Source organism: Methylomonas montana (genome assembly GCF_030490285.1).
In the GTDB taxonomy this organism is placed as follows: Bacteria; Pseudomonadota; Gammaproteobacteria; order Methylococcales; family Methylomonadaceae; genus Methylomonas; species Methylomonas montana.
The window spans coordinates 4,523,307-4,546,352 of sequence record NZ_CP129884.1 but is presented as its reverse complement, the minus strand read 5'-3'; the positions used below and the strand labels follow the sequence as shown (position 1 = coordinate 4,546,352).

General features: G+C 53.9%; 23 protein-coding genes. 9 read left to right on the top strand and 14 right to left on the bottom strand.

Features of this window, described 5'->3' with window-relative positions; genetic code table 11:
- Positions 1-99: 99 nt before the first annotated feature.
- Both lptG and lptF read right to left on the bottom strand, forming a co-directional pair.
- Positions 100-1,167, bottom strand: a complete 1,068-nt coding sequence (gene lptG / locus QZJ86_RS21040; RefSeq protein ID WP_301939053.1) for an LPS export ABC transporter permease LptG — start codon at positions 1,165-1,167, stop codon at positions 100-102.
- Positions 1,167-2,300, bottom strand: coding sequence for an LPS export ABC transporter permease LptF (gene lptF / locus QZJ86_RS21035; RefSeq protein WP_301935541.1), 1,134 nt, complete (start codon positions 2,298-2,300; stop codon positions 1,167-1,169). The genes lptG and lptF overlap by 1 nt, the downstream gene beginning before the upstream one ends.
- Positions 2,301-2,394: 94 nt before the next feature.
- On the opposite strand from lptF, the gene QZJ86_RS21030 reads away from it, so the two are divergent.
- Positions 2,395-3,879, top strand: a complete 1,485-nt coding sequence (locus QZJ86_RS21030; RefSeq protein WP_301935540.1) for a leucyl aminopeptidase — start codon at positions 2,395-2,397, stop codon at positions 3,877-3,879.
- Between the two features lie 174 nt (positions 3,880-4,053).
- Positions 4,054-4,506, top strand: a complete 453-nt coding sequence (locus QZJ86_RS21025) for a DNA polymerase III subunit chi (protein ID WP_301935539.1) — start codon at positions 4,054-4,056, stop codon at positions 4,504-4,506.
- Positions 4,507-4,624: 118 nt separating this feature from the next.
- Here the strand turns inward: QZJ86_RS21025 and QZJ86_RS21020 are convergent, their stop codons facing one another.
- The 4 genes from QZJ86_RS21020 to QZJ86_RS21005 form a co-directional block, all read right to left on the bottom strand.
- Entirely contained in the window at positions 4,625-4,930 is a 306-nt protein-coding gene (locus QZJ86_RS21020) for an addiction module antidote protein (protein WP_301935538.1), read from the bottom strand.
- Between the two features lie 3 nt (positions 4,931-4,933).
- A complete protein-coding gene (locus tag QZJ86_RS21015; protein WP_301935537.1) occupies positions 4,934-5,071 on the bottom strand; it encodes a type II toxin-antitoxin system RelE/ParE family toxin in 138 nt (45 codons plus the stop codon).
- 184 nt (positions 5,072-5,255) lie between these two features.
- Positions 5,256-6,272, bottom strand: coding sequence for an anthranilate phosphoribosyltransferase (gene trpD / locus QZJ86_RS21010; protein ID WP_301939051.1), 1,017 nt, complete (start codon positions 6,270-6,272; stop codon positions 5,256-5,258).
- A gap of 178 nt (positions 6,273-6,450) precedes the next feature.
- A complete protein-coding gene (locus QZJ86_RS21005; protein ID WP_301935536.1) occupies positions 6,451-7,689 on the bottom strand; it encodes a TIGR03862 family flavoprotein in 1,239 nt (412 codons plus the stop codon).
- Positions 7,690-8,020: 331 nt separating this feature from the next.
- Here QZJ86_RS21005 and hemF point away from each other — a divergent pair, with 331 nt between their 5' ends.
- Together hemF and QZJ86_RS20995 are read left to right on the top strand one after the other, a co-directional pair.
- The gene (hemF, locus tag QZJ86_RS21000) at positions 8,021-8,935 is read left to right on the top strand and encodes an oxygen-dependent coproporphyrinogen oxidase (RefSeq protein WP_301935535.1); all 915 of its coding nucleotides are present in this window, start codon (positions 8,021-8,023) and stop codon (positions 8,933-8,935) included.
- 281 nt (positions 8,936-9,216) lie between these two features.
- A complete protein-coding gene (locus tag QZJ86_RS20995; RefSeq protein ID WP_301935534.1) occupies positions 9,217-10,989 on the top strand; it encodes a L,D-transpeptidase family protein in 1,773 nt (590 codons plus the stop codon).
- 63 nt (positions 10,990-11,052) lie between these two features.
- On the opposite strand, the gene QZJ86_RS20990 is transcribed toward QZJ86_RS20995, so the two are convergent.
- The 3 genes from QZJ86_RS20990 to trpE all read right to left on the bottom strand — a co-directional run bounded on the left by QZJ86_RS20990 (position 11,053) and on the right by trpE (position 14,536).
- A complete protein-coding gene (locus QZJ86_RS20990; RefSeq protein ID WP_301935533.1) occupies positions 11,053-12,048 on the bottom strand; it encodes a YcbK family protein in 996 nt (331 codons plus the stop codon).
- 416 nt (positions 12,049-12,464) lie between these two features.
- Entirely contained in the window at positions 12,465-13,055 is a 591-nt protein-coding gene (locus QZJ86_RS20985; protein WP_301935532.1) for an anthranilate synthase component II, read from the bottom strand.
- Positions 13,052-14,536 (bottom strand): anthranilate synthase component I, encoded by a 1,485-nt coding sequence (gene trpE / locus QZJ86_RS20980; protein WP_301935531.1) that lies wholly within the window; start codon positions 14,534-14,536, stop codon positions 13,052-13,054. The genes QZJ86_RS20985 and trpE overlap by 4 nt, the downstream gene beginning before the upstream one ends.
- 161 nt (positions 14,537-14,697) lie before the next feature.
- On the opposite strand from trpE, the gene QZJ86_RS20975 reads away from it, so the two are divergent.
- On the top strand, positions 14,698-15,579 hold the full coding sequence (locus tag QZJ86_RS20975; protein ID WP_301935530.1) for a fumarylacetoacetate hydrolase family protein: 882 nt from the start codon (positions 14,698-14,700) through the stop codon (positions 15,577-15,579).
- A 73-nt stretch (positions 15,580-15,652) separates the two neighbouring features.
- The gene (locus QZJ86_RS20970) at positions 15,653-16,114 is read left to right on the top strand and encodes a hypothetical protein (RefSeq protein ID WP_301935529.1); all 462 of its coding nucleotides are present in this window, start codon (positions 15,653-15,655) and stop codon (positions 16,112-16,114) included.
- 28 nt (positions 16,115-16,142) lie between these two features.
- Here QZJ86_RS20970 and QZJ86_RS20965 read toward each other — a convergent pair whose 3' ends face one another.
- On the bottom strand, positions 16,143-18,029 hold the full coding sequence (locus tag QZJ86_RS20965) for a potassium transporter Kup (RefSeq protein ID WP_301935528.1): 1,887 nt from the start codon (positions 18,027-18,029) through the stop codon (positions 16,143-16,145).
- A gap of 224 nt (positions 18,030-18,253) precedes the next feature.
- On the opposite strand from QZJ86_RS20965, the gene QZJ86_RS20960 reads away from it, so the two are divergent.
- Genes QZJ86_RS20960 through QZJ86_RS20950 form a run of 3 tightly spaced genes read left to right on the top strand, consistent with a single transcriptional unit; the run spans position 18,254 to position 20,155 of the window.
- Positions 18,254-19,045, top strand: coding sequence for an energy transducer TonB (locus QZJ86_RS20960; protein WP_301935527.1), 792 nt, complete (start codon positions 18,254-18,256; stop codon positions 19,043-19,045).
- Between the two features lie 15 nt (positions 19,046-19,060).
- A complete protein-coding gene (locus QZJ86_RS20955) occupies positions 19,061-19,741 on the top strand; it encodes a MotA/TolQ/ExbB proton channel family protein (RefSeq protein WP_301935526.1) in 681 nt (226 codons plus the stop codon).
- 3 nt (positions 19,742-19,744) lie between these two features.
- The gene (locus QZJ86_RS20950; RefSeq protein ID WP_301935525.1) at positions 19,745-20,155 is read left to right on the top strand and encodes an ExbD/TolR family protein; all 411 of its coding nucleotides are present in this window, start codon (positions 19,745-19,747) and stop codon (positions 20,153-20,155) included.
- Between the two features lie 73 nt (positions 20,156-20,228).
- Here the strand turns inward: QZJ86_RS20950 and rimK are convergent, their stop codons facing one another.
- Genes rimK through QZJ86_RS20930 form a run of 4 tightly spaced genes read right to left on the bottom strand, consistent with a single transcriptional unit; the run spans position 20,229 to position 23,037 of the window.
- Positions 20,229-21,119 (bottom strand): 30S ribosomal protein S6--L-glutamate ligase, encoded by an 891-nt coding sequence (gene rimK, locus QZJ86_RS20945; RefSeq protein WP_301935524.1) that lies wholly within the window; start codon positions 21,117-21,119, stop codon positions 20,229-20,231.
- A gap of 18 nt (positions 21,120-21,137) precedes the next feature.
- Positions 21,138-21,812 (bottom strand): acireductone synthase, encoded by a 675-nt coding sequence (gene mtnC / locus QZJ86_RS20940; RefSeq protein ID WP_301935523.1) that lies wholly within the window; start codon positions 21,810-21,812, stop codon positions 21,138-21,140.
- Positions 21,809-22,417, bottom strand: a complete 609-nt coding sequence (locus QZJ86_RS20935) for a 1,2-dihydroxy-3-keto-5-methylthiopentene dioxygenase (RefSeq protein WP_301935522.1) — start codon at positions 22,415-22,417, stop codon at positions 21,809-21,811. The genes mtnC and QZJ86_RS20935 overlap by 4 nt, the downstream gene beginning before the upstream one ends.
- Positions 22,414-23,037, bottom strand: a complete 624-nt coding sequence (locus QZJ86_RS20930) for a methylthioribulose 1-phosphate dehydratase (protein WP_301935521.1) — start codon at positions 23,035-23,037, stop codon at positions 22,414-22,416. Before QZJ86_RS20930 ends, QZJ86_RS20935 begins: the two co-directional genes overlap by 4 nt.
- Positions 23,038-23,046 lie beyond the last annotated feature (9 nt).

Here is a 23,046-nt window from a genome sequence, read left to right as displayed (position 1 = left end):
TAAGAAATCTCAAGACCAGTTGAGGCTATCGAAGAACTCAACCGGAACTTCCTAAGGGCGGACTGTTCCGCCCTTGCCTAGCCCATCTTCACGCATCATTTAGCTGACTCGCCTAACCGCGATCAGCGCACCGCAAAAGACCAGCGCGCTAGGCAGAATCGCCATCAACATGGGATCAATGTCGTATACCAAGCCCATGTGGCCGGCGATTCTGTCGAAGATGTTAAAGGTCATGCCGATTACGATACCCATCATGATCCGCGCGCCGGTACTGGTGCCGCGGCCGATGCCGATCACGAACGGCGCCGATACCATCAGCATCACGAAAGTGACAAACGGGTTGATCAAACGGCTCCAGAACGCCAATTCGTAACTCTGCGATTTTTGATTATTCTGTCTCAGAAAATCAATGTACATGAATAAATCGTACAAGGACAAGTTATCGGAATTGACCACCGCGACTTTCAGCAAATCCGAATCGATACTGGATTTCCAGGCTTGTTCGGGCTGAGTGCCGGCGAAAATTTGCTGACGATTGATTTCCGAATGCTTGACGCCTTCCAGGCGCCATTGCTTGTCTCCCAAGAACTGGGCATGGTCGGCCTGGGTGATACGCTCGAGTTTGTCGGTGTCGCCCACATCGTAAATCCGCACATCGGCCAGCGAACCGTCGTCGAGAATTTTCCGGACGTTGATAAAACTGTCGCCTTCCCGCAGCCACATGCCGTATTGGGAACGCATCACCACGCCGTCATGCAGCGCGGTGGTTTTGATGATTTGCGCGGTACGCTCGCAGGATGGCGCGACGAACTCGCCGACCAGCACCGCAATACTGACCAGCAACAAGCCGGCTAGCATGATGGTTCTGATGATCCAGGCGACCGAAAAGCCGGCGGCGCGCATCGCCACGATTTCGCGGTTGTTGGCCATCGATCCCACCACGAACAAGCTGCCGAGCAAGGCGGACGACGGCAGCAATTCGTAAAACACCCGTGGCGAGGTCAAGGTCAGAAACAGCAAAATTTGTTTCAAACCGTAGCCGCCTTGGCCCAGGTCTTTTAATTCGTCGCTGAAGCTGAATAGATTGAACAGCGTCAACAGCAGCAGCACCGCGATCAAAGAGCCCTTGACGACTTCCTTGACGATATAAACGGTCAGGACATTGATCATGCCAATTTCTCCCTAAGGGTTTGTAACAGCCATTGCCAACCGTATAAACGCAGTAACATCAATAAACCCAACACCAGCAACAAGGCGTCCACCCAGAAATATCCCAGCCAGGGCGGCAGCGCGCCGCTGATCACCCAGCTGTGATTGACCCGTTGCAGGTTGCCGTAGACGAAATAAATCCCAAAAGCCACCAGCATGCTGCCGTAAATGCCGCCGCGCGGCGACAGCTTTGCCAACGGCACGCCTAAAAAAGCCAGCAGGATGACGCCCAGGGGCGTGTTGAAGCGATCTTGAACCTCGGCGACATCCCTTAACTCGTCCGAATGCCACAGGGTTTCGGTCGTGACGGCCTCGCGGCCCAAGTTCAATATCGTGGTCTTTTTTTCCACCAGCACGGCGTATTCATTAAAGGTTTCTATCGTGAAATCCTTGTTGCCGGGTACGCCCTGGATGCGCTCGCCGTTTTCCAGCACCAGATACAAACCGCCGGGCAGACTTTTCAGCCAGCCGTATTCGGCATTCACCACGCCAAGCTTATCGCCCTGCTTGTTTTGCACGAACACTTTGTGCATGCGGCCTTCGTCGTCGACGTTTTCGGTATAAAAAATCAACTCGCCGTCGCTGTATTCGCTGAAACGGCCGGCGGAGATGCCGCGAATATCGGCGTTTTGCCTGTCCTGATGCATCAACTGCTCGGTTTTGGCTTCCGCCCAGGGCGCGGCCAGCATCGATAACGCCACCCCGGCCAGACTCAAGGGCACTACCAGCAAAAACACCGACCGATAAATGGTAAACACGCTACCGCCGGCCGACGAGATGGCTGCCATTTCCTGCTCCCGGTACATGCGGCCCAGCACCATCAACACCGCCATGAACAGCGCGGCCGGCAGGAAGGTGGTGGTGGCGATGACGATTTTTAAACCCAACAGCGTCATCACCGTTTCGTTGGCGATATTGCCTTCGATGGCCTGCGCCAACACCTTAATAAACTTACGGCTGACGATAATCACTACTAGAACCGTCAGTACCGCGCTGACGGTCTGGAACAATTCCTTGATTATCATTTTATCCAGCACCGTCACCAGCCGGAAAGGCCGGCCCGCGCTGGGTAATGTTCGCTCAATGCTCAACAATGCACTCCTGATTTTCTCATGTATAATCGAGCCACATACCGCTGCAACCGGCAGAAACCCTCAATTCTAGACACTTACAGACCTCATTCACATGGACTATTCTATAGAAAGCTCACCCTTAGACAAACTGCAAAGCGATTGTCTGCTGGTCGGAATATACGAAAATCAACAACTCAGCCCGGCGGCAACTCAGCTGGATAGCCAGTTCGACGGCCTGATCGGCAAGCTGATCAGTCGCGGCGACATCAAGGGCAAAAACGCCGAAACCCTGCTGATTAACAACCTGCCGGACGGTAATATCGCCCGCATCGTATTGGTTGGTTTCGGCGATCGCGGCAAGGTCAATCGCAAGCAATACCGCAAAGCCCTGGCGGCGGCGATCAAAACCATCAAGGACAGTAAAGTTAAAGCCGCCGGCTGTGCCTTGCTGGACGTCGATGTAGACGGCGCCGACAGCCAATGGAAAGCCCGGCAAATCGTCGAAGTCTGCAACGACGGCTTGTACCAATACAGCGCCACCAAAAAAATCGACGACAAAATCCCGCTGCAACAACTCAGCATCGTCGTCAACGATGCGCAAAAGTCGCTGGCGGAAACCGGCCTGCAACAAGGCGTGGCCATCGCGCGGGGCGTGGAACTGGCCAAACAACTGGCCGATCTGCCCGGCAACCTCTGCACGCCTACTCATCTGGCCGAACAAGCCCTGGTGTTGGCCGGCCAGCACGACAAACTGGATTGCGAAATCCTGGAAGAGAGCGATATGGCGGCCTTGGGCATGGGTTCCTTATTGTCAGTCTCGCGCGGCAGCCGCCAGCCGGCCAAACTGATTTGCCTGAACTACCAAGGCGGCGACCCCAACAGCAAACCGATCGTGTTAGTCGGCAAAGGCCTGACTTTCGATGCCGGCGGCATCTCGTTGAAGCCCGGTTTGGGCATGGACGAAATGAAGTACGACATGTGCGGCGGGGCCAGCGTGTTAGGGCTTTTGCGGATGGCGACGCTGTTGAACCTGAAACTGAATATCGTCGGCCTGATTCCATCCTCGGAAAATTTGCCGGACGGCGACGCCAATAAACCCGGCGACATTCTGACCAGCATGTCCGGCAAAACCATCGAAGTGTTGAACACCGATGCCGAAGGCCGCTTGATTTTATGCGACACGCTGACCTACGCCAAAAAATACAATCCCGACGTGGTGATCGATATGGCAACGCTGACCGGCGCCTGCATCGTCGCGCTGGGCCGAGTGCCGAGCGGCTTGTTCGGCAACGACGACAAACTCTGCAACGACCTGCTCGGCGCTGGCGAAACCGCTTGCGATTTGGTTTGGCGGATGCCGATTTGGGAAGAATATCAGGAACAGCTGAAGTCCAATTTCGCCGACCTCGCCAACATCGGCGGCCCGGACGGCGGCAGCATTACCGCGGCGGTATTTTTATCCAAATTCGCCGAGGAATACCGCTGGGCACACATCGATATCGCCGGCACCGCCTGGCGCACTGGCGCCAATAAAGGCGCGACCGGTCGCCCGGTGCCTTTGGTTGCGCAATATTTGTTGAATCGCGCCTCGGCTTAACGGTCTTCGGAGGAAGTGTTAAAGTTCAAGGCACTTAGGTTAAGCTGTTCGTGGCGAGCTCCGTCGAACCATGGACGGCTTAACCGTTCATCCTTCGACGCACTCAGGACGAACGGTTAATCCTTAACTGAAGGCGTTGCTCCTCCCAAATGGCACAAAGCTTAAAACAGCATAATGGAACCCAGTCATTCGCCATCCCTACCCGAAGTCAGCTTTTACGTATTGGCCACGCACGACCAGCAACAACGCCAGGATTTTGCCTGCAAGTTGATCGAGAAAATCTATCGCAGCGGCTATTTTCCTTATGTGCTGACCGACTCGGCGGAACAAGCCGAGCAGATCGATAAAGCGCTGTGGACATTTCGGGCCGGCAGCTTCATTCCCCACCAAGTCTATCGCGGGGAAATCCCGGAATTTACCGGCACCATTTTGATCGGCGGCGAAAACATTCCCGATGGCTGGCAAAAAATCGTCGTCAACCTGTCGAGCTTTTACCCGCCGACCACGGCGCCCACCGAACGTATTCTGGAAATATTAGATAACAGCGAAGATTGCAAGCAGGCCGGCCGGCGGCGTTACCGGCATTATCAGCAAGCCGAGCTGTCGATCACCACCCACAAAATGTAGGGTGGGCACGCCAGCGCCCACGAGGTGAAGCAGTTGAAAGCGGTGGGCAAATATGGCTTTGCCACCATTCCCCCGATTAGCGAAGCGTAATCGGGGGAATGACTCACTCTGATGAATCTCAAGCCGCTATCGTCTGCACCGTCAACTTAACCCCAAGCGCCTTACAAACTTTGACAATGGTCTTGAAGCGCGGTTGGGCGTCGGCACGTAAGGCTTTATACAAGGCTTCACGGCTGATGCCGGCGGCATTGGCAATTTCGGTCATGCCTCGCGCTCTGGCAATGCTGCCGAGTGCATTGGCCAAGGCAGCCGGATCATCTTCTTCCAGAACCACGGTCAGGTATTCGGCAATGGCTTGATCGCTATCCAGATGTTCGGTAATGTCAAATACGGGTAAATCGGCAATTTTGATTTTTTCATTCATGATTCAGTCCTCCAGCAACGCGGCTAGGCGCTGAGCTTTAGCAATATCGGCGGTCTGACTCGACTTATCGCCGCCGTCCAGCACCACAATCAACACCTCGCCCCTCTGCACGTAGTACATCCGCCAGCCGCGACCGATCAAAAATACCCTCGCCTACGGCTTTCACGTCACCGAGTTGGCCTTGTTGGGCTTTTTCCAGTCGGCGCGCCAAGCGGCGGTGCGTAAATCCATCGTTCAACCCAAACAGCCATTCTCTGAATGCGGGAAGTTGTTTGATTGTGTACATGCAGAAACTGTAATCGAACGATTACACCACGTCAATACTTTAGCTGGCTTTGGAATACCCAATCAACGCCTCAAACTTAGCCAACGCACTGCCGTCGGCCAACACTTGATGTGCACGGCGGATACCGGCATCCAGCGAATCGGCCAGATCTGCAGCGTAAATCGCCGCGCCGGCATTCAACGCGACAATGTCGCGGGCCGGGCCGGGTTGGTTGTTCAATACCTCGCGGACGATCGCCAAGCTATCCGCCGCACAGGTAATCGACAGTGTTTCCAGACCGGCGCGCGGCAAGCCGAATTGCTCCGGCGTGACGGAATAAGTGGTGACTTCGCCGTTTTTCAGTTCGGCCACGTCGGTCGGCGCGGCGATGCTGATCTCGTCCAGACCATCCTGGGCATGCACCACCAGCACATGGCGGCTACCAAGTTTTTTCAACACTTCGGCGACCGGTATCAGCCATTGCTTATCGAACACGCCGATCAACTGATGCGGCGCATTCGCTGGATTGGACAGGGGGCCGATCAAATTGAACAACGTGCGCACACCCATTTCCTTGCGCGGACCGACAGTGTGGCGTACCGCGCTGTGGTGCTTGGCGGCGAATAAAAAGCCGACGCCGATCTCGTCGACGCATTGCGCCACCTGATCGGCCGGCAAATCCAGGTTGATGCCCGCCGCTTCCAATACATCGGCGCTGCCGCAACTGCTGGAGACCGAGCGATTGCCGTGTTTGGCGACCTTGCCGCCTGCCGCCGCGACCACAAAGGCAGCCGTGGTGGAAATATTGAAGGTATTGGCGCCGTCGCCGCCGGTGCCGCAGGTATCGATCACATGCTCACCTTGCACCGGCACATGCCGCACCAACTCGCGCAACACGCCAACCGCCGCGGCGATTTCCTCGATGGTTTCGCCCTTGCAACGCAGTGCAATCAAAAAGCCGGCGATTTGCGCATCGCTGAGCTCGCCGTTCATCATCGCGCGCATCACATCGCGCATCTCCTCGGCTGCGAGGTCTTGTTTATCCAGAAGTTTTTGCAGTGTGGCTTGGATTTGCATGGAGTTGATGGTGTTGTGTGGCATCAACATAGGCCGAGTTGCGCTTTAGAGTATCCCCTGACTGCAAATCATCACGGCCGGGTTTACGCGATCGCTTCCACCCGGTCTAGGTTTGGGTAAAAATCGAAAAGGTTTTTTGGCCGACATGATAACAAACCGCAGCCAAAACTCGCGCATCTCATCGATTTTTCAGCCAATCCAGTGCGCCCAGTCCCGCGCACAGCCCGGTGGCAAAGCAAGCGGTAAGCAGGTATCCACCCGTTGGGGCTTGCCAATCCAACATCTCGCCCGCGACAAAAGTACCCGGCAGCGCGGTAAGCATGAGGTTCCGGTCGAGATTCTCAAAGCACACTCCGCCGGCGGTGCTGATGGCTTCGGCAATGGGGCGAGTCGTTTGCACGGTGATCGGCAAGGACTTGATCGTCGCTGCCAGCATGGCTGGATCGGCAAATTGTTCTTTGCCGAGCACTTCGTACAGTAACGCTACTTTGATGGCGTTAAGGCCCACGCGGCTTTGCAAATGACTGGATATTGATCGCGAGCCGCGCGGCCGACTGACCTCAGCCAACACCCGCTTCATATCGCGACCCGGCGCCAGATCCAGGCTGAATGTAGCACTGCCATGAGCATTCAGATGCTGGCGTAGCCGGCCCGAAAACGCATAAACCAAACTACCCTCCACGCCATGCCCGCTAATCACCATTTCGCCTTGCCGCTGTTCGGTGCGCCCTTGGCTGTCGGTAAACGTCAGCGCCACTGCCTTGAGCGGCGTACCGGCAAACTTATCGCGTAAATGGGCGCTCCAGGCCACCTCGAAGCCGCAATTAGTGCTTTGCAAGGGCGTGATCTCAATGCCCTGAGCCTGTAGCCAAGGCACCCAGGCGCCGTCTGATCCCAGCTGTGGCCAGCTGGCACCGCCCAGCGCCAACACGGTCGCCTGCGGCTTGATCGAAATTTCGCCGTCCGGATTGATCAGTCTCAATGCCCCTTCTGTATCCCAGCCCAGCCAGCGATGACGAACATGTAGGCGCACACCGGCATTGCGGAGGCGATGCAGCCAAGCTCGAAGTAGTGGTGCGGCTTTCATTTGCGAGGGGAAAACTCGACCCGAACTGCCCACAAACGTCTCGACCCCTAATTCGTGCACCCAAGCGCGTAGTGCGTTAGGTGGAAGCTTGTCGAGCACTGCTTGCAATTGCGGCCGGCTATCGCCGTAACGTTCGCAAAAGGCTTCGTAAGTCTCGCTATGGGTAATATTTAACCCGCCCACCCCGGCTTGCAGAAATTTGCGGCCAATTGACGGCATCGCGTCATAAACATCAACCTGTATGCCGGCGTGACTAAGCGTTTCTGCAGCCATCAACCCAGCAGGTCCTCCACCGATGACTGCGACATGAGGAAAGGGGGAACTGGACATGGTCGTGGGCGAGCGAAGTGAAGACAGAGCTGCATTTTAACGTATATGCCAAGATTAAAAATCGAATAGAAATCCTTAAACCCAATGAAATCAACGCAATTGGCACGTCCAGGCTCCCAGCCTTCCGCATGCGAAAGCAAGTCGTACAGCGCCATGCTACCTCTTGCTATGAGAACAATTAATGTTTCGAGACAAGGCTAGCGACTTAAAACCGAATTTGGCAAATGGCATATCCGAGTCTTTCGCCCAAGTTTTGTGTTAATTTGCGTCTATCCGGCAACCACATTAGGGTCGCCAACCGAGACCATTATCGATAGGACCGCGCTTTATCATGAGTGAGAACGACATCTCTCCAGTCAAAAATTATTTGCTGAATTTACAAGATCGAATTTGCGCCGCTTTAGAAACGGAAGAACCCACGGCGCGCTTCGTCGAAGACGCTTGGGACCGCGCCGAAGGCGGCGGCGGGCGTTCTCGGGTATCGGCTAACGGCGAGGTGTTCGAGCAAGCTGGCGTCAATTTCTCGCATGTATTCGGCAGCCACTTACCGCCGTCGGCGACCGCCAAGCGCCCCGAACTCGCTACCCGCCAATTCGAAGCCATGGGAGTGTCCTTGGTGATTCATCCCCGCAACCCTTATGTACCGACCTCGCATGCCAATGTCCGGTTTTTTATCGCCAAAAAAGAGGGCGAACCGTCGATCTGGTGGTTTGGCGGCGGCTTCGATCTGACGCCGTTTTATCCTTTCCGGGAAGACGTATTGCATTGGCATCAAACCGCACGACTAGCCTGCCAACCTTTTGGCGACGACGTCTATGCCCGCTATAAAAAATGGTGCGACGAATATTTCTTTCTGAAACACCGCAACGAAACCCGAGGCGCCGGCGGCTTGTTTTTCGACGATTTGAACGAGCCGGATTTTGCCCAAGCCTTCGCCTTCATGCAAAGTGTCGGCGACCACTATATTCCGGCTTATTTACCCATCGTGCAGAAACGTAAAAACACAACTTACGGGGAACGGGAACGCAACTTTCAGTTGTATCGGCGCGGCCGTTATGTGGAGTTTAATCTGGTATACGATCGCGGCACCTTGTTCGGCCTGCAATCGGGCGGTAGAACCGAATCCATTTTAATGTCCATGCCTCCGGTCGCCCACTGGCAATACAATTGGCAACCCGAAGCCGACAGCCCGGAAGCCGAGTTATACGAAACCTATTTGAAACCGCAGAATTGGCTGGAGATTTAGAATTGTCGAAAGTTTTCTCGATACTGCTGGAATTGACCGAATTTTTCAGTTAATCAGTAGGTGATAACGCCCCATTGTTACCCTGAGACTGGCATGTCTTGACTAAATGGTATGCGCCAAATTCGACAAAAGTACAGAGCACTAACGACATTTGCTAATTGTTTACGCGTTAGCGACGTCGGAACAAGGTAAAATCAGCGCATTATCAGGTGGCTTAGCTTGGCAATCGACCACAGTTGGGCAGGCATCACCTTAAATTAGGAACCCATATTCGTGAAACCATGCTAACAAAACCGCACACCCTTAAAGATTCAAGCCATAGGTATGCCTGGTTTGCATTGGTGGCTTGTGTTGCTTATGCCGACACTGAGCGCGCATTCAGCGCCGAGTTACCAGCTCCCGCACTGGAAACCAGCGCCCCCTTAATCGATAGCTTTCCTGGCCCCGCCAATTTTATTCCGGCCGACCAGCCGATCGGCGCCATCTTACTCAGCAAACAACATCCCTTGCTGTTACGCGCCGACTTTAGCCGCGTCAGCGATTTTGTTAGCCAGATTTATCAAAATGCGAATTTTCAGCCAATCTGGTTTACCGCCAATCGTTCCGAAAAAAATCTGCACGACTTGATCGGCATGTTGAACAATGCGCCGAGCGATGCGCTAAATCAGGTCAATTACGATGTCGACCGCCTCAAGACATTTATTGATGGCCAAAGCCTGGACAACAACACGGCCGCTAGTTACGACGTGGCGTTGACGGTATCCCTGGTGCGTTATCTGCATGATTTGCGGCAGGGCCAAGTCGAGCCGCGCGACGTGCAATACCCGGTGCATATCGCTCCCAAACCGCCTCTAGACCTGGCCGGCTTGTTGAAACAACATCTGGCGTCGCAAACCTTGCCGGAACTGGTCGGACTATTTGAACCGAAAGCCAAGCAATATCGGCAACTCAAACAAATTTTGACCCGTTTGCGGGAACTCGGCAATCAAACCGGGCCGGACGATTTTAACCCCGGCAAACGGTTGCGGCCGGGCGATAAGCACCCGCAAATCGCATACTTGCGCCAGCGTCTGCGCGCCATGGGCTTGATCGAGGATAAAGCCAACGCCGACGCTAAAACTTACGACGGCGACTTGGTAGCCGCGGTGAAAAAAGTGCAGCAACAGCAAGGCTTAAAAGCCGACGGCGTGATAGGCCCGGCGACCGCCGCCTTATTCAACCCATCTTCCGACGAGAAAATCGCTCAGCTGGAACTGGCCATGGAACGGGCGCGCTGGATTCCCGATCCCATCGACGGCCCGATGATCGTGGTCAATATCCCGGCCTTCGAGCTGTGGGCGTTCAATTCGGTGGACGATACTAACCCGCTAAACATGAAAGTCATCGTCGGTAAGGCGCCGGATAAACAAACGCCGGTGTTATGGGAAGAAATGAAATATTTGGAATTCATGCCGTACTGGAATATTCCAACCACTATCTTTAAAAAGGAAATCTTGCCGAAAGCCGCCAACAATGAAGGCTATCTGGCCAGTCAAAACATCGAACTGGTTAAGCATCAAAACAGCGAAGAACAGGGCGGCGGCAGTTATTTGCGCGCTCGGCAACGACCGGGAAAGAAGAATCCATTGGGTCGGGTGAAATTCGTGTTTCCGAATACCGCCGACGTGTATTTACACGACACCCCTGGCCACGCCGCGTTTAATCGCCAGCGCCGCGATTTGAGCCATGGCTGCGTTCGGGTTTCGCAACCGGAACAACTCGCCCAATTCGTGCTGGGCGATCAGCAAGGTTGGGATAAAGAAACTATCAAACAGGCAATGTCCGCGCCTAAAACCCGCCATGTCACGCTAAAACGCGCGGTGCCGGTGCTGTTTTATTACGCAACCACGTTTGTTGATCACGGAAATCAGTTGCGTTTCTATCCCGATATCTACGGGCAGGACGAACAACTGAAAAAGGCTTTGAACAAACTACATGTATCGACGGTGGTAAGTTCAGCTGCGGATAACCAGTTAGTGGCGAGCAAATCCACGCCAATGACTGCCAATCCCTAACGCGAGAAAAGTATATCGACATAAAAAAGCGCCTGAAAAGGCGCTTTTTTATGGTGGAGAGTTTTACAAAGACCAGGTCCGAAAGGTGCCGGTATCCAGATGGATGAAATTGGATTCGGGATAATAACCCACCCCGCCACGGTGCATCGCTACCGCGGCACCGTGGATACGGCGCAGATCGAAACGTTCGATGCGAATATCCACCGCCCGGCCATACATGTGAAAGCTGTTATTGGCGACACCGGTATGTTCGGCATGGAGCTTGGCATTGGTCAAAGGCGAACGATAACCGCAGATCACATCAAACGGTTGGTTTAAACCCAACATTTGCTTCAAATCGTGTAATTGATCCAATAGCTCCGGATCGATCGGATGCACGTCGTCCGTGCGGTGATCGCGTAGCAAAAAGCTAATCTCATTCAATGCATCGCTCAGATAGCGGCCTTTCTCAAAATAGGTCAGATTCAACTTGTCGCCGGTGTGCGGATTTTGAAACGCCAAAGCCCGGTGACCGACCAAACGGCCGCGATCCGCTAAAAACATCGGCTCTTGAGCGGAGGTTAAAATCGGCTCTCTTTGATCGGGCTGAATGATCGAATGCACTCTGCCAACCTGGTGATCGCGGCTGGTATCGTTGGATGCGGTATAGACGCCCCGTTTTCTGCCGCTGTAAACATCCCGCACGCGGCTGTTGTGTTGCGCATGAGGGTCCGCATGGGCGGTGTGCAAACGCTCATGTTCGAAAGACGCATTTTTAGCCGCCAGCACTTTTTGCTGCTTACCCCCGGCACGATGGCTGACCGCGACCTTGCTGGTTTGCCGAGTAGCTTTGCTCATCTGGCTGGCGCTGTGTTTAGGCAAGCGCACGGCGCTTTTGGCCGACTGCGCCAACCGATGGTTTTTATCGGCTTTTACAGCCGCGCTCTTTGCAGCATGAACTACGCCGGGCATTGCTATAGACAACACAGCGCCAATAGCAAAACGGCTAAAAAAGCTGCGTCGAGACAGCTCTACCGCGTCATGCTCATTGCTTTGATTTTCTACATTATGTCTCAGCATCCATAATCTCCCAATTCAACATCATTCCGATAATTATTGATTCCTAAGGCTAAGCCCCCTAAAGGGCATTGTCTGATTATAGCACTCCATCATATAGAGGGGACTCCAAAGCTTTAAACGGCATTAAGTAAAAGTGCTGCCGATCGTCACATTAAAACATCGAGAAGCGGCAAGCCACCGGTTCGAATTGTTCATAGGCGCGAGAAAAAGACGCCACCTGAACTGGCAAACGCCGGAGTGGGGTAGGGAGTTTTTAGCGATAAATTCAATTCAGCTTGAGTGTCGCCGCTTGTGAATGCAGCCGAGTTTCGGTTAGGGAAGAGCGCTGATTAAAACGATTTTCTCGTTCCTGCGCAGATGGGCAGCCAAGAAAATCCAAAACTGGCATCCCCGTGTAGACGGGGATGCCGATTTGCTCAACGCTTCAAAAAATTCCTCAACATGTCATGTCCATGTTCGGTCAGAATCGATTCGGGGTGAAATTGCACGCCTTCGATATCCAGGGTTTTATGCCTTACGCCCATGATTTCGTCGATGTTGCCCGCCTCATCCTGGGTCCAGGCAGTAACTTCCAGGCAATCCGGCAAAGTCGCTTGCTCGATAACCAGAGAATGATAGCGTGTAGCCGTGAACGGGTTGTTCAGCCCCTTGAACACGCCGACGTCGCGGTGATAAACCAATGATGTCTTGCCGTGCATGATTTGCTTGGCGTGGATGATGTTACCGCCAAAAGCATAGCCTATGCTTTGGTGGCCCAGGCAAACGCCCAAGATCGGGTATTTACCGGCGTAGCGGTGGATGGTTTCCACGGAAATGCCGGCTTCCTTGGGTGTGCAGGGGCCGGGAGAAATGACGATTTTATCCGGACTCAAGGCTTCGATATCGTCGACCGTGACTTCATCGTTACGCACCACCAGCACCTCGGCGCCAAGTTCACCGAAATATTGCACCAGGTTGTAGGTAAACGAATCGTAGTTGTCGACCATCACCAGTCTGACGGCGCTCATGCTTTGCCTCCGAGGCCGGCTTCGGCCATGCTAACGGCGCGGAACACCGCCCGGCCTTTGTTCATTGTTTCATCCCATTCGTTGCGCGGCACCGAGTCGTAGACGATGCCGGCACCGGCCTGAATGTGCAAAGTTTGATCCTTGATTACGGCGGTGCGGATCGCGATAGCCGTATCCAGATTGCCGGACCAGGAGATATAGCCCACCGCCCCCGCATAAATGCCGCGTTTGACCGGCTCCAGTTCGTCGATGATTTCCATTGCCCGAATCTTCGGCGCGCCGCTGACGGTGCCGGCCGGGAAAGTCGCCGCCAGCACATCGAACGCATCTTTGCCGTCCTGCAACTCGCCGGTCACGTTGGAGACGATGTGCATCACATGCGAATAGCGCTCGACTATCATTTTGTCGGTGAGTTTGACGCTGCCGATTTTAGCCACTCGGCCGGTGTCGTTGCGGCCCAGATCGATCAACATTAAATGTTCGGCAATTTCCTTGGGGTCGGCCAGCAGTTCCTGTTCCAGTGCCAAGTCCTGTTCGTGAGTAGCGCCGCGCGGCCGGGTGCCGGCGATCGGTCTGACGGTGATTTCATTATCTTCCAGCCGCACCAGGATTTCCGGTGAGGAGCCGACGATGTGAAAATCCGCCAGATTCAAATAAAACATGTACGGCGACGGATTCAGGCAACGCAAGGCTCGATACAGATCCAGCGGCGAGGCGGCATAAGGTATCGACATGCGTTGCGATAACACCACTTGCATGCAGTCGCCGTCGGTGATGTATTGCTTGGCCTTGCGTACCGCATCTTCGTAGCCTTGCTGAGTGAAGCCGGAGACGAAATCGGTTTCGTGAACCTGCTTACTAGTCGGATGCACTTGTGGATTGGCTTGCATTTCCCGCAATTTCACTGCCAGCTCATTCAAACGGGCTGTCGCATTTTCATAAGCGCCAGGCTGAGCCGGATCGGCATGAGTCAGCAACAGCATCTTGCCGGACAGGTTATCGAACACCAGCAAGTCTTGCGACACCATCAACAGAATATCCGGAGCACCGATTGGGTCTGGTTTAACAGAGGCTTGCAGGCGCGGCTCGATGTAGCCAATGGTTTCGTAGCCAAAATAACCGACCAGACCGCCGTTGAAGCGCGGCAAGCCAGGGACGTTTGGCACATTGTATTGTTGACGAAATTCTTCGATCCACTCCAGCGGATGACCATGCTCAAACTGCTCGGTCTCGGCACCGTCTTTTTCAACCGTGATCGTATAGCCGCTGATTTTGACGCGGGTCTGACACGGCAAACCAATAATCGAATAACGTCCCCATTGCTCGCCGCCATGTACCGATTCGAACAAATAAGAATAGGGGCCGTCGGCCAGCTTTAAGTAGGTGCTGAGCGGCGTATCCAGGTCGGCCAGCACTTCGCGGCAGATCGGGATGCGGTTGTAGCCTTGTTGGGCGTATTCGAAAAATTCGGCGGGTGTCATCTTGTTATTTTGGGTTGCTGTCCAGGGAGCAGGCAAAACGCCGTTTTGCTTTAGGTTACGCGCTATAGCATCTGCTAAAAACGGCTGTGGATTATATCTTTTTTCGCCCGTTTCAGCTTCGTTATAAAATCTCGGTTTTTTGGGCAACAGGCGGACTCTGCATGAAATTGGTGACATTCATACACGAAGGACAAACTCAAATCGGCGCGGTGGTGGGCGATAGCGTGGCGGTTGCCACGCTTAACATCGCGCATGCCGACAGTATGCTGGATTTTTTGGCGAGCGGCCAAGCCGGATTAGAGGCGATGCAAAACCTGATCGCATCGGGAGCGCATCGGCTTGCGCTAAACGGTGTGAAATTACTGGCGCCGATTCCGCGGCCCGGCAAATTACTGGGCGTGGGGCTCAATTATGCTGATCACATCAGCGAAACCGGCCGGGAAAAACCCGAATATCCGACCTTTTTTACCAAGCAAAGCACCTGTGTGATTGCCGATGGCCAGGCGATTCAGGTGCCATCTATCTCCGAAAAAGTGGATTACGAAGGCGAGCTGGCGCTGGTCATCGGCAATCGTTGCAAAAATGTACCCGTTGAAAAAGCCCATGATGTAATCGCCGGTTACACGATTTGCAACGATGTGACGGTGCGCGACTGGCAACAGCGCACGCCGACTTGGACTTTGGGAAAATCCTTCGACACCCATGGTCCACTTGGGCCCTGGCTGGTCACGGCGGACGAAATTGTCGATCCGCATAATCTTGGTTTGAAAACCTGGGTAGACGAGGAGTTGCGGCAAAACGCCAATACTGGCGAGATGATTTTCAATTGTTATGACTTAATCGCCTATCTGTCTCAAGTGATGACCTTGGAGCCTGGCGATGTAATCAGCACCGGCACGCCGGCCGGCGTGGGCGTGAAAATGAAGCCGCGCGGCTATCTGAAAGCGGGGCAAACGGTGCGGATCGAGATCGAAGGTATTGGCACTTTGACTAATCCGGTGATAGCCGAGCCGGAAAATTTCGTGGTGGAGCCGAGCCGTTAAGGATGGATTAAGTCTCTCGGCGGTAAACTAAGCCCGACTCTAATTGAAGAGGGCAAACCGCCAAGAGGCAGCCATGAAAACCTTACAAGTCGCCATTATTTCTTTTGTTGCTTTAGCCCTGTCGGGGTGCGCGACAGGTTATTATCAGCGTGGCTACGCGGGTTACGGCAGCAGTTATTCCTCTCCGAGTAACTACCAAAGCTACGGTAGCAGTTATTACAGCCCCGGCACCAGCATCAGCTACGGGCGTTACTATGTGCAACCTAGCTATCGCTCCGAACATCATCATGACAGCCATCAAGATTGGCGCGCCCCTACTCCGCATTTCGATCGCCATGATGGCGGACGCAGTAGCTGGCAAAACCGGGATATGGGCCGCCGAGAATTTAGGCATGATAGTCATGCCGAACATGCGCCACGCCACGAATGGTCGCCATCGGAACAGCGGGAGCACGGTTTTGGTAGACATGGCGGCGACGGTGACCACCAACAACGCGGTGGCTGGAGCGGACGGCATAACAGACACGGCGAGTAGGTGTCGGTTGCCGGTCAGCTTTAAACGCTTACAGCTCGATCCGGATCCCCAATTCGATAACACGCTCGACGGGGATTTTAAAATACTCGATGGCGCTGCTGGAATTGTGGGTTAAAAAGCTAAACAAGGAGCGGCGCCATTTCGGCATTGGACTCTTGCGGCGGAAGGATAGTCTTTCGCTACCGATGAAAAACGATACGGTTTTTTGATCAATTTCCAGGCCTTCGTGACAGCAAAGTTGCAAGGCGCGGCGTACATCCTGTTCTTCCTGGAAACCAAAATACAGCTTCACCCGATAAAAATTGCCACTGTCGCCAAAGGAACGAATTTTAACGCGATGGGCCTCATCAACATAAGGTTCTTCTCGAGTAACGATGGTCAGCACGATGATTTTTTCATGCATTACATGATTGTGTTCCAGATTATGCAATAGAACTTGCGGCACACCATGGACGCTGCGTGCCATGTAAATCGCGGTACCTGGCACCGTCGCCAGTGGCTGGTTTTTCAGGCGTTCCTCCATTTCCTCGAACAACACCCGTTTTTCGTCCAAATACCGCGCCAACAACTCCTTGCCTTTGATCCAGGTAGTCATGATCAAAAACAGCACGGTACCCACCACTAGCGGCAACCAGCCGCCGTGAGGGATTTTCAGACTGTTGGAAGATAAAAATAGCAAATCGATAATCAGAAACGTCGACAGAAAGGTGATGCTGGTAGGCTTGTTCCATTGCCACAGCGCCTGGATCACGATAAAGGCCAGAATCGTATCGACGATCATGGTGCCGGTCACGGCAATACCATATGCGGAAGCCAAGGCCGATGACGACCTAAAGCTCAACACCAGAATAAATACCGACACCATCAGCAACCAGTTAACGGCCGGAACGTAGACCTGGCCCATTTCGTCGCCGGAGGTATGGCGAATATTCATTCTGGGACAATAGCCGAGCTGGATAGCTTGCCTAGTCACTGAAAATGCCCCGGAAATCACGGCTTGCGAGGCGATAACCGTGGCCAATGTCGACAAGATTAGCATCGGATACAAGGCCCAGTGTGGCGCCAGCAGATAGAATGGATTTTCGATCGCGCGGGGATTTCCTATCAGCAAAGCACCCTGGCCGAAATAATTCAGCAGCAAGGCCGGAAATACAAAGCCAAACCACGCCAGCCGGATCGGCTTTAACCCGAAATGCCCCATATCGGCATACAGCGCCTCCGCCCCGGTAATCGCCAGAACCACCGCCCCCATAATCAAAAAACCTTTCCAACCCAATTCGATCAATAAACTAACCGCGTAATAAGGGTTGACGGCCATCAACACGTCCGGATGATGGAAGATATTAACTAACCCCAGAATGCCCAGCGTGGCAAACCAAAAACACATGATGGGCGCGAACATTCTGCCGACTTTGCCGGTACCTTTGGTCTGGATAATGAATAATAAGCTGAGTACGGCAATGGTGATCGGCAAGACGTAATGGTCCAAGCGGGGCGCGACGATGCGTAAGCCCTCCACCGCACTCAATACCGAAATGGCCGGCGTAATCATGCTGTCGCCATAAAACAACGAGGCCCCAAGCAGACCGATAGTGATAATAAACAGTTTTCTTTGCGGATTATCCTTCGAGCCTTGCAAGGCTAATGCCATCAAAGCCATGATGCCGCCTTCGCCTTTGTTATCGGCGCGCATGATGAAAATGGCGTATTTGGTGGTGACTACCAAGGTGATGGCCCAAAAGATCAGCGATAGTACGCCCAACACATGGAGTGCATCGGTAGGCAGGCCGCCATGAAATACCTCTTTCACCGCATACAACGGGCTGGTGCCGATATCGCCGAATACCACGCCTATCGCACCTAGCGTTAATGATGTGCCTTGATCCTTGGTCTGGGACGATTGTTTTAAAGACATATGGGAAACGAAATCGGGAAGGAGGCGGAAGGGTGTGGAAATTATGCCACAGATTATGATTTCCCCCACAATGCTTATCGAGTGGGGTTTTTGATTTTTAAAACGTCTTAGTTAAGAACTCCCGACGATTTTGCAATGTCAGGATGGCTGACGCTGAGCAGTCTTATAATTTACAATGTCGGATTAAAATCGAACCGCGCATATTTTGGTATTCAACAGTTTCTATGTATTTATTCAAAACCCACGAAGATGCTTTGCCGAACAATAAGTTAGCGTCATTCATCGGTTCGGGGGGGGTGACCAAATCGGGTCGGCGCTCGCTTTGGCAGACGCTGTTGGGGGAAGAACAGCCCGCCAGCATGCTGAGACTGTTAACCGTCTTGGTATTTCTGCTGCATGTTTTGGGTTTGCAACAGTTGTTGAAACCCGAGGAAAAATTGACAGCGGCCCAACCATTGATAATGGAAGTGTCGATGATCGCTCTGTCGGCTCCCAAACCGGCTGCCGCTCCGCCACCGCCCGCGCCGCCTCCACCCGAGAAAAAACCGCCACCCAAGAAGCCGCAGCCTAAACCGGTGCCGAAGAAAGCGCCGCCCATCGTGCAGAAAGCGCCGGAATATGCGCCAATCGAGCCGGTCTCGGAGCAGCAACCGGCGCCGGTCACCAGCACGACGACCAGTACGCCGGTGACTACCACGACCACCAGTACCACGGCCACCAGCGCCGAGCAATTTACGGAAGCCAATTTTCGGGCCAATTATGCTCATAATCCCAAGCCGGAGTACCCGATGATTGCCAAAAGCCGCGGCTGGCAAGGTAAAGTGATGCTACGGGTACAGGTATCGGCGGAAGGGTTGAGCGATTCGGTGGCGGTGGAAACCAGTAGCGGCCACGAAATGCTGGACGAGTCGGCAGTTGAGGCCGTCAAAAAATGGAAATTCATTCCGGCCAAACGCGGCGAAACGCCAGTGGCCAGTTCGGTGATTGTGCCTATTATTTTTACTTTGCGTGAATAAAAATCGGAGAGATTAATGCCTTACCATATAGCCCCGGAAGCGGTTATCGACGCTACCCTTTACACACTGTTAGTTTTTTCGTTGATAACGTGGACTTTGATCTTCTTCAAAATATGGCAATTTGCTAAGAATAATTATTACAACAAGCAATACAATGCGGCCTTTTGGGATGCCACCGATCTGAAAGCCGCTGCACAACTGCCCGCCGAAACCGCGCGCGGCCCGAAAGCACGTATTGCCAACTGCGGATTTGCCTGGCTGGCGGAAATGTCTCATCCGGAAACCTGCGGTAGTCTTAAATTTCGCGGTTCTGTCCAAGATTTGCTGGAACAGGCCCTGCGCAAACAGACTCAAGAAGAACTGAACCGTATGGACAGCGGTTTGACGATGCTGGCCAGTATCGGCAGTACCGCGCCTTTCGTCGGTCTATTCGGTACCGTGCTAGGCATCATGCACGCGATGCACGACATCAGCGCCAGCGGCTCTGCCAGTTTGGACGTGGTTGCCGGCCCGATTGGCGATGCCTTGATTGCTACAGCCATCGGTATCGCCGTAGCAGTGCCGGCAGTACTGGCCTATAATTTTTTCCAGCGTCGCGCCAAGCACCATCGCGCCTCACTGGAGCATTTCGTTGACGGTTTTCTGCATATCGCCTTTGGCGATGCGTATGCCAATAGTGGCAAAAACAAGGAGTAATTGATGGGATTTAAAACAAACTCAGACGACGACGGGCCGGTTAGCGAGATTAACGTCACGCCGCTGGTGGATGTCATGTTGGTGCTGGTGATCATCTTGTTGGTTACCGCACCGCTGTTGACGCAGTCGGTCAACGTGGCCCTGCCAAAAACGGCCTCCACCACGCCGGATACCGAGAAACAGCCTATGCAGCTGGGTATCGATGCGCAAGGCGGCGTGACGCTAAATAAAAATGCGATTGCCGATTTAACGGCACTGGATTCCACGCTGAAGACCGAATTGGCAGCCAATCCAGAACTGATCATTCACATCTACGCCGACCAAGGCGTCAATTACGGCAAAGTTGCGGAAATAATGGCTACCGTGCAGCATGCCGGCATTTCCAAACTGGCTTTTGTGACACTGGAAAAATAGGCTTTTTCCGGCAGGACCTGGGCGCCCCAGCCTGGGTCCCGTTTAAGATATGCCGCCTTGATGCGGGGCTTGATTACCCCGACTTATTTTTCCCGACGTTTTTCTCGATATATTCGATCATCAGCCCGGCAATATCCTTACCGCTGGTTTTTTCGATACCTTCCAGGCCCGGCGAGGAATTGACTTCCATCACCAGCGGCCCGCGTTTCGAACGCAGCAAATCGACGCCGCAAACATTCAGCCCCATCACTTTCGCCGCACCTACCGCCGTCGCCCGCTCCTGAGGGGTGGGCCTGACCAGCGTGGCGCTGCCGCCGCGATGCAGATTGGATCGAAACTCGCCCTCGCGGCCTTGGCGCTTCATCGCCGCCACCACCTTGTCGCCGACCACGAAACAGCGGACATCGCTGCCATTGGCCTCCTGGATGAACTCCTGCACCATGATGTTGGCGTTCAACCCCATAAAAGCCTGAATCACGCTATGCGCGGCGTTATGGGTTTCCGCGAGTACCACGCCTATGCCCTGCGAGCCTTCCACCAATTTGATCACCAGCGGCGCACCGCCGACTTCGGCGATCAGATCTTCGATGTTATCGGGATTGTGGGCGAAAGCGGTAATCGGTAGATCGATGCCTTTGCGAGCCAATAATTGGCTGGACGCCAGCTTGTCGCGGGAACGGCTGATCGCCGCCGAGTTATTCAGCGTGAAGGTGTTCATCACCTCGAACTGCCGCAATACAGCGGTGCCATAAAAGGTGATCGATGCGCCGATGCGGGGAATGACCGCGTCGTAACCCAGCAGATTTTCGCCCATATAATGGATCGACGGCTTCATCGACGTGATATTCATGTAGCAGTGGGTCGGATCCAATACCCTGGCTTCATGCCCACGCGCGCTGGCGGCTTCCAGCAGACGTACGCTGGAATACAACGTGGCGTCGCGGGACAAGATCGCGATTTTCATCGGCGGGACGAACCGGTATTACAGATGGATGCCGTCAAAATCGTTGACCTGGACATGTTCGGCACCACTGTCTGGCGCTTGCTCGCGCACCAGCCAGCAGGTTGCGAAGCCGGCTTGACGGGCGGCGTCCAACTCTTCCTTTATGTCCGACAAGAACAGGATTTGTTCGGCCGGTAAGCCGAGTTCGGCGGCAATGCGTTGGTAAGATTCGCTTTCTCGTTTACCGCCTACGTGAGTATCGAAATAACCTGAAAATAGCGGGGTCAGATCGCCGAAATCGCTGTAGCCAAACAACAGCTTTTGCGCTTGCACCGACCCTGAGGAATAGACATACAACTTAAAGCCTTGGCTATGCCAGTTTTTCAAATTGCGTACCGCATCTTCATATACATGGCCGGTGAAATCGCCATTGCGATAGCCTTCCAGCCAGATCAGACCTTGCAGGGATTTGAGCGGTGTAATTTTCTGATCGGTATCGATCCAATGGATGAACTGAGCGATGACGGCATCGTCATCCAGTTCGCCACCCGCCACTTGACAGGCGTCCGCCAACAATTGCCGGATCTCGGCTTGCGCCTGCCGGCTTCTGACGAAATCCGGCAAGTGCGCACGGGCATACGGAAACAGCACATCCTTCACAAACGACAGCGACGAAGTGGTACCTTCGATATCGGTGACGATGGCTTTGATCATAAGGCCGCTCCCGGCGTCCCGTCTCCCGCGACATTACCACTTCCCTGTGGGTCAGCCGCCAGGTATTGGTCCAGCGTCGGAAAACTTTCGGCAATCGGATTGCCGGTAAACTCGGCCACCCAACCATCTTCTGTGGTGAACAGACGGATGCACTTAAACGCCGGGTTTTCACCCATGTCGAACCAATGCGTGGTATTGGCAGGCACGCTGATCAGATCGCCTTGCTCGCACAGCACCGCATAAACTTGATCGCCGACATGCAGGTAAAACAGGCCGCGGCCTTCCACGAAAAAGCGCACTTCGAAGTCGCTGTGGGTATGCTCGGATAAAAACTTCTGCCGCAAGGCATCTTTATTGGGATGGTCGGCGTTCAAGCTGATCACGTCTACCGACTGAAAACCGTATTGCTGTTTGAGCTTGTCTATCGAGCTTTGATAGGCTTTTAGTACAGCATCGGCATCGTCGCTCGCGGAGAACTCGCAATCGGCCTGCCAGCGTTCGAACTGTACGCCGATGTTTTGTAACTGGCCGGCGATGCTTTCGAAATCCCGGAATGTGTTGCCGTTTTGTGGTTGCTGGGCGGGGTAGAGGGTTAGTGCGCTCATAGTCGTGTTATTCCATGTAGGCGAATTTCAATATCGAATAAAAATTCCAGGGCTTCCAGATGCCGCAAGGCGTCGTCGACCGACGCGCCCCAAGTATAAAAACCATGGCCGGCGATAATATAGCCGTAAACGTGGCCATGCCGGTTCAGATAATTTTCCACTTTGTCCGCCAATCGAGGAATATCCTGATCGTTACCGAAAATAGGTATTGAGATCTGAGTTTCGTGGGTATCGATGCCGGGCAGGGCTTTCAGCAGTTCGTAATCGCGCAGCACGATCTCGTGTTTGAACAAACGTGCGGTCAACGTGGCATTGACCGAATGCGGATGCAGCACCGCCTGCACGTCCGGGAAACGTTGGTAAATCGAGGTATGCAGCAAGGTTTCCGCCGATGGCTGCTTACCGTCCAACGACCGGCCCTTGCTGTCGATCAGCATGATGTCGTCGGTTTGCAGCCGGCCTTTATGCCGGCCGGAGACAGTAATGGCAATATTGCCGTCGCTGAGTTTGGCGGAGAAATTGCCGCTGGTAGCGGGCACCCAGCCTTTGCTGTCGATGAAGCGGCCGGCGGCGATCAACTGATCTGCCTTGCGGAAAAATTCGTCGGTTTTCACAGTCATGGGATGCTT